Annotated in this window: 9 protein-coding genes; all 9 read left to right on the top strand. The window is 41.5% G+C overall.

What is annotated here, in order from left to right; all coding sequences use genetic code 11:
• The first annotated feature begins 122 nt into the window (after nucleotides 1-122).
• The 9 genes from BWR56_RS03085 (at nucleotide 123) to BWR56_RS03125 (ending at nucleotide 12,293) form a co-directional block, all read left to right on the top strand.
• On the top strand, nucleotides 123-974 hold the full coding sequence (locus BWR56_RS03085; RefSeq protein WP_076984450.1) for an NAD(P)H-hydrate dehydratase: 852 nt from the start codon (nucleotides 123-125) through the stop codon (nucleotides 972-974).
• A gap of 200 nt (nucleotides 975-1,174) precedes the next feature.
• Entirely contained in the window at nucleotides 1,175-3,664 is a 2,490-nt protein-coding gene (locus BWR56_RS03090; RefSeq protein WP_076984887.1) for a bifunctional DnaQ family exonuclease/ATP-dependent helicase, read from the top strand.
• Nucleotides 3,665-3,669: 5 nt separating this feature from the next.
• The gene (locus tag BWR56_RS03095; RefSeq protein WP_049504968.1) at nucleotides 3,670-4,893 is read left to right on the top strand and encodes an FtsW/RodA/SpoVE family cell cycle protein; all 1,224 of its coding nucleotides are present in this window, start codon (nucleotides 3,670-3,672) and stop codon (nucleotides 4,891-4,893) included.
• A 10-nt stretch (nucleotides 4,894-4,903) separates the two neighbouring features.
• Nucleotides 4,904-5,458 carry a DJ-1 family glyoxalase III gene (locus BWR56_RS03100; RefSeq protein WP_049504970.1) on the top strand — a complete coding sequence of 185 codons (555 nt, stop codon included), beginning with the start codon at nucleotides 4,904-4,906 and terminating at the stop codon, nucleotides 5,456-5,458.
• Between the two features lie 84 nt (nucleotides 5,459-5,542).
• On the top strand, nucleotides 5,543-6,106 hold the full coding sequence (locus BWR56_RS03105) for an HAD-IA family hydrolase (protein ID WP_049504992.1): 564 nt from the start codon (nucleotides 5,543-5,545) through the stop codon (nucleotides 6,104-6,106).
• A 13-nt stretch (nucleotides 6,107-6,119) separates the two neighbouring features.
• Nucleotides 6,120-8,066: a DNA topoisomerase (ATP-hydrolyzing) subunit B gene (gene gyrB / locus BWR56_RS03110; protein ID WP_000134077.1), complete on the top strand. Its 1,947-nt coding sequence runs from the start codon at nucleotides 6,120-6,122 to the stop codon at nucleotides 8,064-8,066.
• An 80-nt stretch (nucleotides 8,067-8,146) separates the two neighbouring features.
• A complete protein-coding gene (ezrA, locus tag BWR56_RS03115; protein ID WP_049504973.1) occupies nucleotides 8,147-9,874 on the top strand; it encodes a septation ring formation regulator EzrA in 1,728 nt (575 codons plus the stop codon).
• Between the two features lie 103 nt (nucleotides 9,875-9,977).
• Complete coding sequence (gene pgdA, locus BWR56_RS03120; protein ID WP_076984452.1) at nucleotides 9,978-11,369, top strand: peptidoglycan-N-acetylglucosamine deacetylase PgdA; 1,392 nt, start codon at nucleotides 9,978-9,980, stop codon at nucleotides 11,367-11,369.
• Between the two features lie 81 nt (nucleotides 11,370-11,450).
• Nucleotides 11,451-12,293, top strand: a complete 843-nt coding sequence (locus tag BWR56_RS03125) for an aldo/keto reductase (protein WP_049504977.1) — start codon at nucleotides 11,451-11,453, stop codon at nucleotides 12,291-12,293.
• Nucleotides 12,294-12,532 lie beyond the last annotated feature (239 nt).

Below are 12,532 nucleotides of genomic sequence, written 5' to 3' on the forward strand. Positions count from 1 at the left end.
GAAAAAAGAGATATTTCGTAGAGGGGCTTTGTCCCCTCTTTTTCTATATGAAGGAAGAGATTTATGTTTAAAATGCAAGGTCAATAAACTTTATAGTATAATGAATAGAGAGGGAAAAAACGATGAAAGTGATTGATCAAGCTTTATTAGAAAAAGTTATTATTGAACGTTGTCGTCACAGCCATAAGGGAGATTACGGTCGCCTGCTCTTGCTGGGAGGGACCTATCCTTATGGGGGAGCTATCATCATGCCAGCCATTGCAGCTGTCGAAAGTGGGGCAGGGTTGGTGACTGTTGGCACGGATAAGGAAAATATTCCGGCTCTGCACAGTCATTTACCTGAGGCCATGGCATTTTCTCTTCAAGATCAGCAATTGTTAAAAGAGCAGTTGGAAAAGGCAGAAGTTGTCTTGTTAGGTCCGGGTTTGCGAGAAGATGCATTCGGAGAAGAACTCGTAAAACGGGTCTTTGACAGCCTTAGAAAAGACCAGATTTTGATTGCAGACGGCGGTGCTTTGGGCATCTTAGCAAAAGCTCATTTGACATTCCCATCTAGTCAGCTCATCCTAACTCCCCACCAAAAGGAATGGGAAAGACTGTCTGGTATAGTTCTTGACCATCAAAATACAGAGGCGACTGCTAGTGCTCTTTCAGCGTTTCCTCAAGGAACGATTCTAGTTGAGAAAGGTCCGGCAACTCGTATCTGGCAAGTCGGTCAGCCTGAATATTATCAATTAGAAGTCGGAGGCCCCTATCAAGCAACTGGTGGAATGGGAGATACACTTGCTGGGATGATTGCAGGTTTTGCAGGTCAGTTTCATCAAGTCAGCCTCTATGAAAGAGTGGTGGCAGCAACCCACCTTCATTCAGTTATCGCGCAAGAACTTGCTCAAGAACACTACCTTGTCTTGCCAACAGAAATTAGCAAGCTACTTCCGAAAGCAATGAAAAAAATATCTCAAAAAGGCAGCTAATACCTTAGTTGTCTTTTTTTTGTTGATGTAGCTTTGTTAATAAGGTTTTCAAATACCTCAGAATCAGGAATCAACTGCTGAATTTGCGAGAAATTCTCACTTTTAAGGTCTTGATTTTTAGTCAAACTCGCAAGGAAAGTGAGATTGTTATCAAAGTTGAGGGGTGTCAAATCATGCTTTTTTTGATATAATTTTTAATGATGAATGCAAGAAATGATCGGTATGTAGTCGTTGATTTAGAGGCGACCAGCACCGGAAGCAAGGCAAAAATTATTCAAGTAGGCATTGTGGTGATTGAGAATGGTGAAATCATCGATCAGTATGCGACTGATGTCAATCCCCATGAACCCTTGGATTCTCATATCAAAGAATTAACGGGTCTGACCGATCAGCGTTTGGCTGTGGCACCAGAATTTTCTCAGGTGGCTGGAAAAATTTTTGAATTGGTTAAGGACGGTATTTTTGTTGCGCACAATGTACAGTTTGATGCCAACCTTCTTGCAGAATTTCTCTTTTTTGAAGGATATGAATTGCGCACACCTCGGGTGGATACAGTTGAGCTTGCCCAAGTTCTATATCCTCAGTTTGAAAAATACAATCTAGGTATCCTTTGTCAAGAATTGGGCATTGAGCTGGAACATGCCCATACTGCCCTGTCAGATGCTCAGGCAACAGCTGAACTCTTGCTTTACATGCGTCAAAAACTTTTTGAGCTACCTAAAGGGCTTTTAGAAAGCTTATTAAACCTTGCAGACAACCTTCTCTATGAAAGTTATCTTGTGATTGAGGAAGTCTATCAGCAACAATCTCTCTTATCTTCGCCCGACTTGATGGAACTTCATGGGCTTTTCCTCAGAAAGGAAAGCAAAGGCTTAGTCCCACGAAAGTTATCCAAAGACTTTGCTAAAAACATTTCTTTATTGGGGCTGGAGGAGCGTCCGCAACAGTTGGAATTTGCGGAGAAGATTGAGCAATTATTGGAAGAACACCAGATTTCCTTTATCCAAGCCCAAACGGGACTGGGTAAGACTTATGGTTATCTCCTCCCAGCTTTGAACTTGGAGAGTCAAGCAGGTATCCTAGTGAGTGTTCCGACCAAAATTCTTCAAAATCAAATCATGCAAGAAGAAGGTCAGCGCTTAAAAGAGGTTTTCCATCTGGAGATTCATAGTCTCAAGGGGCCTCAAAATTACTTAAAACTGGATGCCTTTCACCAAGTCTTCCATCGACCGGAGTCCAATCGCCTTTTCACTCGCTTTAAGATGCAACTGCTTATCTGGCTAACAGAGACAGAAACAGGTGACTTGGACGAAATCGGGCAACTTTACCGCTACCAGCATTTTCTGCCAGAACTAGTCCACGATGGCAAGCTTTCAAAGAAAAGTTTATTTGCTACAGAGGATTTTTGGAAACGAGGGCAGGAAAAGTGCAAGACCAGTCGTGTTCTTCTGACCAATCATGCCTATCTGGTCACTCGTTTGGAAGACAATCCAGAGTTTGTTGATAACCGTTTGGTAATTTTGGATGAAGCTCAAAAAATGCTGCTAGCTCTCGAAAATCTAGCCCAGCAGGCTTATCACCTTGAGGATCTTGTAACTCAAATTGAAAAGTCCTTAGAGTCAGAGGAAGATTTGGTTCAGAAACGCTTGCTTGAGAGTATTAGCTTTGAATGTCGATACTTGATGGAGCAGTATCAATCAGGTCTTAAGAATGGAAAGTGGTTGGATTCTCTTGAAGAGTTGCGCCAGCATTTTTCGGAGTTAGCTCTCCCAGAGTATAGAGAGATTGCAAACTTTTTCACCTCGGACCGTGAATTTTGGCTTGCTACAGCAGAAAAATCGAGCAAGGATGTCTTGATTTGTTCAAGTAAAAAAGGCCGCTTTATACTAGCAGACCTATTGCCAGAAGATTGCAGGCTCCTAGGAGTATCTGCCACTCTTGAAATCAGCAATCGGGTTTCCCTAGCAGATTTATTGGGATTTCCAGACGCTCCGCTTGTTAAGCTTGATGTAGCAAAACAGGAGCAACAAGAAGTCTTTCTAGTCAATGACTTTCCTCTTGTGACAGAAGTTTCGCCTTTTGACTATGCTAGTGAAGTGGCTTCTGTTATCCGAAGGTTACAAGCCTTTCAAGAACCCTTATTGGTCTTGTTTACCTCAAAAGAAATGCTGCTGGCAGTTTCGGACCTGCTCGACCAACCGCATCTAGCTCAGTATAAAAATGGGGAACCAAGCCAACTGAAAAAACGTTTTGAAAAAGGTGAACGCCAGATCTTGCTTGGAACAGGCAGTTTCTGGGAAGGAGTTGATTTTTCAACCCATCCTTGCGTGATTCAAGTGATTCCGAGATTGCCTTTCCAAAACCACCAAGAACCTTTAACAAAAAAATTAAACCAAGAACTGCGTCAAGAAGGGAAAAATCCTTTCTATGATTATCAGTTGCCGATGGCGATTATTCGGCTAAAACAAGCCCTTGGTCGTACTGTTAGACGACCTGACCAAGGTTCGGTTGCTGTAATCTTAGACAGTCGAGTTGTCAGCAAGCGTTACGGCAAACAAATCGCCCAGGCCTTGTCAAAAGAAAGGGCTGTTCAGGTTCTTTCTATAGAACAGCTAGAGCCTGCTGTAGCTGATTTTCTCCAATTTCGTCGCAATAGAATGAAAGAAAAATCCCAGAAAGAGAAAAGGTAAAAAATATGAAACGTTCACTCGACTCTCGAGTCGATTATAGCCTTCTCCTACCAGTGTTTTGTTTACTGGTGATTGGAGTAGTGGCCATTTATATAGCAGTTAGTCATGACTATCCAAATAATGTATTACCAATTCTAGGTCAGCAAATCGCTTGGATTGCCTTGGGTCTTGTCATTGGATTTGTGGTCATGTTCTTTAATACCGAGTTTTTATGGAAGGTGACTCCCTATCTTTATGGTCTAGGGCTAGCTTTGATGGTCCTCCCTCTTGTTTTCTACAATCCAAATCTTGTAGCGTCAACAGGTGCCAAGAACTGGGTATCGATTGGTGGAACGACACTTTTCCAGCCATCGGAATTCATGAAGATTTCCTATATCTTGATGTTGGCTCGAGCCATTGTAAGATTCACTCAAAAACACAAGGAATGGCGACGGACTATTCCCTTGGATTTCCTATTGATTGGTTGGATGATCGCCTTTACCATACCAGTCTTGATCCTCTTAGCCCTACAAAGTGACTTAGGGACTGCCTTGGTCTTTGTAGCTATTTTTTCCGGTATGGTTCTCCTTTCAGGTGTTTCGTGGAAGATTATCATTCCGGTTTTTGCGACAGGAGTGACTGCTGTTGCAGGCTTTATGGCCATTTTTATAAGCAAGGATGGACGTGCCTTCTTGCATCAGATTGGAATGCCAACTTACCAGATCAACCGCATCTTGGCTTGGCTCAATCCCTTTGACTTTGCGCAAACAACGACTTACCAACAGGCGCAGGGACAAATTGCGATTGGAAGTGGTGGCTTGTTTGGACAAGGTTTCAATGTGTCCAATCTCCTCATTCCAGTACGCGAGAGCGATATGATTTTCACCGTGATTGCTGAAGATTTCGGCTTCATTGGTTCGGTCTTTGTGGTTGCCCTGTACTTGCTTCTTATTTACCGGATGTTGAAGATTACGCTCAGGTCAAATAACCAGTTCTACACCTACATTTCGACTGGATTTATCATGATGTTGCTCTTCCATATCTTTGAAAATATCGGTGCCGTGACAGGCTTACTTCCTTTGACAGGGATTCCTCTACCTTTCATCTCTCAAGGGGGCTCCGCAATTATTAGCAACCTCATTGGTGTCGGTCTCCTCTTATCTATGAGTTACCAGACCAACCTAGCGGAGGAGAAAAGTGGAAAAGTTCCATTCAAACGAAAGAAAGTCGTCCTAAAACAAATCAAATAAGGAGGCCACTATGGCAACAGTAGCAGTTATCTTGGCCCAAGGTTTTGAAGAAATTGAAGCCTTGACAGTAGTCGATGTCTTGCGTCGAGCAAACATTTCCTGTGATATGGTAGGATTTGAAGAGCACGTGACAGGATCACATGGCATTCAGGTAAAAGCTGACCGTATCTTTGATAGTGATTTGTCTGACTATGACTTGGTAGTTCTTCCGGGTGGCATGCCAGGATCAGCTCACCTACGGGATAATCAAGCCCTCATTTCTGAGATTAAAGCCTTTGACAAAGCTGGAAAGAAAATTGCTGCCATCTGTGCAGCCCCAATCGCCCTCCATCAAGCAGGTGTCCTGAAAGACAAGCACTTTACTTGTTATGACGGAGTTCAGGAGCAAATTACTGACGGAATTTATCAAAAGCAAACAGTGGTTGTAGATGGCAATCTAACAACCAGCCGAGGACCGTCAACCGCACTTGCCTTTGCCTATGAGTTGGTAGAGCAGTTGGGAGGAGATGCTGAAAGTTTACGAGTTGGCATGCTCTATCGAGATGTCTTTGGAAATCAACAGTAAGACGAGAGTTCGGCTCTCGTTTTTTACTTGGAAAAATCTAGGAAATCATCGCTTTTTTCATAAAAAAATGGTATAATGAAGGGTATGAAATATCACGACTATATATGGGATTTAGGTGGTACCCTATTGGATAATTATGAGACTTCTACTGCAGCCTTTGTAGAAACCTTAGCCCAATACGGAATAGAGCAAGAACACGACTGTGTCTACGAAGCCTTGAAGGTTTCGACAGCTTTTGCCATTGAGAAGTTTGCTCCAGATATCGAGGATTTTTTAGAGCACTACAAAGAAAATGAAGCACGTGAGCTAGAGCACCCAGTTTTGTTTGAGGGAATTCCAGAATTACTCAAAGACATTTCGGACAAGGGTGGTCGCCATTTCTTAGTTTCTCATCGAAATGACCAAGTGCTAGAACTTCTTGCTAAGACCCAGATAGCGAACTACTTCACCGAGGTGGTGACTGCCAGTTCTGGCTTTAAACGGAAACCAGATCCTGAGTCCATGATTTATTTACGTGATAAATATCATATTACATCTGGTTTGGTCATTGGTGACAGAAATATTGATGTAGAAGCAGGTAAAGCTGCTGGCTTAGATGCCTATCTTTTTAATAACGTTGCGACATTGAGACAAGCAATAGACATGTAAGAAAAGGGAAAAAATGACAGAAGAAATCAAAAATCAACAGGCACAGGATTATGATGCCAGTCAAATTCAAGTTTTGGAGGGACTTGAAGCTGTTCGTATGCGTCCAGGTATGTATATTGGATCGACTTCAAAAGAAGGTCTTCACCATCTAGTATGGGAAATCGTTGATAACTCAATTGACGAAGCCCTAGCTGGATTTGCCAGTCACATCCAAGTCTTTATAGAGCCAGATAACTCCATCACCGTAGTGGATGATGGGCGTGGAATTCCTGTTGATATTCAGGAAAAGACAGGACGTCCCGCTGTTGAGACCGTCTTTACAGTTCTTCACGCTGGAGGAAAATTCGGCGGTGGCGGTTACAAGGTTTCAGGTGGATTGCACGGTGTAGGTTCATCAGTAGTAAACGCTCTTTCAACGCAACTAGATGTTCATGTCCACAAAAATGGTAAGATTCATTACCAAGAATACCGTCGTGGTCATGTTGTTGCTGATCTTGAGGTGGTTGGAGATACGGATAAAACGGGAACAACAGTTCACTTCACACCAGATCCAGAGATTTTTACAGAAACAACAACTTTTGACTTTGAAAAATTAAACAAACGTATTCAAGAACTAGCCTTTTTGAATCGAGGCCTTCGAATCTCCATCACAGATAGGCGTGAAGGTCTCGAACAGACTAAACATTACCACTATGAGGGTGGGATTGCTAGCTACGTTGAATATATCAACGAGAACAAGGATGTGATCTTTGATACACCAATCTACACAGACGGTGAGATGGATGATATCACAGTTGAAGTAGCCATGCAGTACACAACCGGTTACCACGAAAACGTTATGAGTTTCGCCAATAACATTCACACCCATGAAGGTGGAACACATGAGCAAGGTTTCCGTACAGCTCTGACGCGTGTTATCAATGATTATGCCCGCAAGAATAAGCTACTAAAAGACAATGAAGATAACCTAACAGGAGAAGATGTCCGTGAAGGTTTGACAGCAGTTATCTCAGTTAAGCATCCAAATCCGCAGTTTGAAGGACAAACCAAGACCAAACTGGGGAATAGTGAAGTAGTCAAGATTACCAATCGCCTCTTCAGCGATGCCTTCTCTGATTTCCTTATGGAAAATCCACAGATCGCCAAGCGTATCGTGGAAAAAGGGATCTTGGCTGCCAAGGCTCGTGTAGCTGCCAAGCGTGCGCGTGAAGTCACACGCAAGAAATCTGGTTTGGAAATTTCCAATCTTCCTGGAAAACTAGCAGACTGTTCTTCGAACAACCCAGCTGAAACCGAACTCTTCATCGTCGAAGGAGACTCAGCTGGTGGATCAGCCAAATCTGGTCGTAACCGTGAGTTCCAGGCTATCCTTCCAATTCGTGGTAAGATCTTGAACGTTGAAAAAGCTAGCATGGATAAAATCCTTGCAAACGAAGAAATTCGAAGTCTTTTCACAGCCATGGGAACAGGATTTGGTGCAGAATTTGATGTCACTAAGGCTCGTTACCAAAAACTCGTTTTGATGACCGATGCCGATGTTGATGGAGCCCACATTCGAACTCTCCTGCTAACCTTGATTTACCGCTACATGAAACCAATCTTAGAGGCTGGTTATGTCTATATTGCCCAACCACCGATTTATGGGGTTAAAGTGGGAAGTGAGATCAAAGAATACATTCAACCTGGTGCAGATCAAGAAATTAAACTCCAAGAAGCCTTAGCACGTCATAGTGAAGGGCGTTCAAAACCAACCATCCAACGTTATAAAGGTTTGGGAGAAATGGATGACCACCAATTGTGGGAAACAACCATGGATCCTGAACATCGCTTGATGGCGCGTGTTTCGGTAGATGATGCTGCCGAAGCAGATAAAATCTTTGATATGTTGATGGGGGATCGAGTAGAACCTCGTCGCGAATTTATCGAAGAAAACGCTGTTTACAGTACACTTGACGTCTAAAAAATGTGGGAAATAGTTCCCTTGGTTTAAAAAATATGATATAATCATTACGATTGTTTCTAGTATAAAAGGAGTTTGATATGTCTAATGGACAACTAATTTATCTAATGGTTGCGATTGCAGTCATTCTGATCTTAGCTTATGTAACAGCTATCTTTTTACGTAAGCGTAATGTAAGCAGATTAACGGCCCTTGAAGAAAGAAAAGAAGAACTCTACAACCTTCCTGTAAATGATGAGGTTGAAGCAGTTAAAAACATGCACTTGATTGGTCAAAGTCAGGTGACCTTCCGTGAATGGAACCAAAAATGGGTTGATTTATCTCTGAATTCATTTGCTGATATTGAAAATCACCTCTTTGAAGCTGAAAGCTACAATAATTCTTTCCGTTTTTTCAAAGCTGCTCACAAGATTGATCAAATTGAAAGCCAAATTGGCTTGATTGAAGAAGATATTGCAGCTATTCGCAATGCCCTTTCTGAACTTGAAAAGCAAGAATCTAAGAATAGTGGCCGTGTCCTTCATGCCTTGGACTTGTTTGAATCCCTTCAACATACCGTTGCAGAAGACTCGGAGAAATATGGGAAGGCCCTTCCTGAGATTGAGAAACAATTGGAAAACATCCAATCTGAATTCTCTCAATTTGTTACCCTAAATTCATCAGGTGACCCAGTTGAAGCGGCAGCAATTCTTGATTCAACTGAAAATCATATTCTTGCTTTGACACACATCGTTGAGCGAATTCCAGCTCTTGTTGAAACCTTGACAAAGGAACTGCCAGAACAATTAGCAGATTTGGAAGAAGGCTATCGCAAGCTGTTGGATGCCAACTACCACTTTACAGAAACAGATATCGAGTCTCGTTTCCAACTTTTGCATGAATCTTTGAAGAATAATCAAGAAAACATCCGTCAGTTGGAGTTGGACAATGCAGAGTATGAAAATAATCGCATCCAAGAAGAAATCAACGCCCTTTATGATATCTTCACTCGTGAAATTGCAGCTCAAAAAGTAGTTGAAAGTCTTCTTGCTACATTACCAACTTATCTCAACCACTTGAAAGAAAATAATCAGGTGCTTGTTCAAGATCTTGAACGCTTGACTAAAACCTACCTTCTTCCTGAAAGTGATGGAAATCATGTTCGTCGTCTTCAAGCAGAATTGGCTGCATTTGATACGGCAATCATGGAAGTGACAGAGGATCAAGGTGAGTCAACACAAGCCTACTCTGCTCTTGAAGAACAGTTGGAAATGCTTCAAAGCAACCTCAAGGATATAGAGGATGAGCAAATCTCTGTTAGCGAACGACTTGCGCAAATTGAAAAAGACGACCTCAATGCTCGCCAAAAAGCAAATGTCTATGTGAACCGTTTGCATACTATCAAACGTTACATGGAGAAGAGAAACTTGCCAGGTATTCCTCAAAGTTTCTTGAAACTTTTCTTTACTGCAAGTCATAACACAGAAGATTTGATGGCAGAGTTAGAACAACCACAAGTGAATATTGAATCGGTTAAACGAATTCTTGAAATTGCAACAAATGATATGGAAGCACTTGAAACAGAAACCTATGATATCGTTCAATATGCAACCTTGACGGAGCAACTACTCCAATACTCAAACCGTTACCGTTCATTTGATGAGCGTATCCAAGAGGCCTTCAACGAAGCGCTTGAAATTTTTGAAAAAGAGTTTGACTACCAGGCATCATTTGAAAAAATTTCACAAGCCTTGGAAGTTGCTGAACCAGGGGTTACAAACCGTTTTGTAACTTCATATGAGAAAACACGTGAAGCGATTCGTTTTTAAAAATAGAAGCTTAGAAGATTTCTAAGCTTTTTTATTTTCCTAAAAAAAGACAGAATCCCTGTTTATCATTGAAATAATAGCCTCGATTTGATATGATGGAAATATGAAAAAAAATAGAGCGAAACGTGTTTCTCACGATAAAACGAGAAGGCTATTGCTTTCCCTTGTTGGAATCTTAGGAATTGCTACGATTCTATTAGGGAGTGCTATTGGTTATAAGCTACTACAAAAGCAATCTTACGAACAAAAAATTGAAGCGCTAAAAAGCGAAAAGGACCAGCAATTCAACTCAGGTAGTCAGAAGGACCATTTCCGAAAAGGTCAAGCTGAGGTGATTGCCTACTACCCTCTGCAAGGAGAGGAAGTCATTGCGTCTGTTAGAGAAAAAATCAACCAGGATATCAAAGAAAAGCTGGAAGATAAAGAGGATTTGGTCTTTTATTATAGTGAGCAGTTGGACCCAGTCTTAAAGGGAGTTGTTGCTCGTAGTATCAGTAAGCAAGTCTACGATTTGTCTGCATCAAAGGTTGAAGAAAAAGAAAAGACTTCCTTAGGGAAAATTTTCTTGACTGAAGATGGGAAAGATTTTGACCTTAGCAAACTCTTCAAAGATGCTAGCAAGGCTAAGGAACTCTTACTGACTCAAATCAAAACAACTCTAGAAGATAAGAAACTTGACCAGGCAAAAATTGATCAAGTTATAAAGAGCTTCACAGACCAAGAATTGACATCTTGGAGCTTTGATTATAAGGATAGTCAAATCATCCTTTATCCTGCTAATCCTGGAGAGACTGTTGAGGAAATTGCTCTACCCATATCCAGTTTCTTTGATGTTTTGGAGTCCTCTTATCTATTAGAAAAAGATGCTGAACTCTATCAAGCTTACTTTGCACAAAAAGACAAAAAAGTTGTAGCACTGACCTTTGATGATGGTCCAAATCCGTCTACAACTACACAAGCTTTGGATACATTAGCTAAGTACAAAGTAAAAGCGACCTTCTTTGTACTTGGTAAAAACATCGCTGGTAATGAAGACATCCTTAAACGGATGAAGTCTGAAGGTCATGTTGTAGGAAACCACAGCTGGAGTCATCCCGTTCTTTCACAACTTTCGCTCGAAGATGCTAAAAAGCAAATCACTGATACAGAAGATCTGTTAACTCAAGTTTTAGGATCAAGCTCTAAACTGATGCGCCCACCTTATGGTGCCATCACTGATGATATTCGAAACGGCCTTGATTTAAGCTTCATCATGTGGGACGTGGATAGTTTGGACTGGAAGAGTAAAAACGAGACAGCCATTTTGACAGAGATACAGCGCCAGGTTCGCAATGGTTCTATCATTCTCATGCATGATATCCATGGTCCTTCTGTTAATTCTCTACCAAGTGTTATTGAGTATTTAAAGGGTGAAGGGTATACATTTGTGACCGTTCCTGAATTACTCAATTCTCGCTTAAAAGCTCACGAGATCTATTACGATCGTGATCAATAATTTTTAAAATCTAAAGGAGCAAGTGTTCTGATAATCAGGATTTTGTTTCTTTAGATTTTCTTCACATAGAAAGGAAAAACGATGAAATCTTATACCCTTAATAATGGAATTTCAATTCCTGTACTAGGATTTGGAACATGGAAAGCTGAAAATGGAGAGGTAGCCTACCAAGCCGTTTTAGAAGCCTTAAAGGATGGTTATCGACATATCGATACTGCAGCTATCTATAAAAATGAGGAAAGTGTTGGTCGTGCTATTCGAGATAGCGGTATTCCAAGACAAGAAATCTTTGTAACGACCAAACTCTGGAATACCAATCACAGCTATGATGAAGCTCGCCAAGCATTTGAAGAATCAATGGAAAAACTGGGATTGGATTATCTAGATTTGTACCTTATCCATTGGCCAAATCCAAAACCTTTAAGAGAAAATGACGAATGGAAAACTCGCAATGCTGAAGTCTGGAGAGCGATGGAGGATCTTTACCAAGAAGGCAAAATCCGTGCTATCGGCGTTAGTAATTTCCTTCCTCATCATTTGGATGCCTTGCTTGAGACAGCAAGAGTCATTCCAGCGGTCAATCAGGTGCGCTTGGCACCAGGAGTTTATCAAGAGGAAGTGGTTGACTACTGTAGAGAGAAAGGAATTCTCTTAGAGGCTTGGGGGCCATTTGGACAAGGAGAGTTGTTTGAACAGAAAGAAGTCCAAGAAATTGCTGATAAGCATGGGAAATCAGTGGCTCAAATCTCCTTGGCTTGGAGTTTGGCAGAAGGATTTTTACCCCTACCCAAGTCAGTGACAGCCTCTCGTATCCAGAGCAATCTTGACTGTTTTGGGATTGAACTCAGCAAAGACGAGCGACAAGTCTTAAAGACAATTTCAGTGACTTCGGGCGCACCTCGTGTGGATGAGATGGATTTTTAGAAAGTAAGAAAAAGAATTGTAAATTTTGTACCTTTCTGATATAATATTCAACAGGAAAGAAAGTCTTATGGCGTTCTTCAGCGAGCTTGGGATAGTGGGAGCCAAGTAGGACAAGGTAAGAAACTGGCGCTTTCTGTCGTATTTTTAAAAACAATGAAGTAATAAATTAGGGTGGAACCGCGTTTCTGACGCCCCTAGGTTAAATCAACCTAGGATTGTCGGATGCGGTTCTTTTGTTT

The organism is Streptococcus oralis (assembly GCF_001983955.1).
In the GTDB taxonomy this organism is placed as follows: domain Bacteria; phylum Bacillota; class Bacilli; order Lactobacillales; family Streptococcaceae; genus Streptococcus; species Streptococcus jiangnanensis.

Excerpts from the sequence above, each read along its gene's own strand:
- pgdA (WP_076984452.1), top strand. The coding sequence starts at position 9,978 with ATGAAAAAAAATAGAGCGAAACGTGTTTCTCACGATAAAACGAGAAGG.
- ezrA (WP_049504973.1), top strand. The coding sequence starts at position 8,147 with ATGTCTAATGGACAACTAATTTATCTAATGGTTGCGATTGCAGTCATT.
- BWR56_RS03095 (WP_049504968.1), top strand. The coding sequence starts at position 3,670 with ATGAAACGTTCACTCGACTCTCGAGTCGATTATAGCCTTCTCCTACCA.
- BWR56_RS03105 (WP_049504992.1), top strand. The coding sequence starts at position 5,543 with ATGAAATATCACGACTATATATGGGATTTAGGTGGTACCCTATTGGAT.
- BWR56_RS03085 (WP_076984450.1), top strand. The coding sequence starts at position 123 with ATGAAAGTGATTGATCAAGCTTTATTAGAAAAAGTTATTATTGAACGT.
- BWR56_RS03090 (WP_076984887.1), top strand. The coding sequence starts at position 1,175 with ATGAATGCAAGAAATGATCGGTATGTAGTCGTTGATTTAGAGGCGACC.
- gyrB (WP_000134077.1), top strand. The coding sequence starts at position 6,120 with ATGACAGAAGAAATCAAAAATCAACAGGCACAGGATTATGATGCCAGT.
- BWR56_RS03100 (WP_049504970.1), top strand. The coding sequence starts at position 4,904 with ATGGCAACAGTAGCAGTTATCTTGGCCCAAGGTTTTGAAGAAATTGAA.
- BWR56_RS03125 (WP_049504977.1), top strand. The coding sequence starts at position 11,451 with ATGAAATCTTATACCCTTAATAATGGAATTTCAATTCCTGTACTAGGA.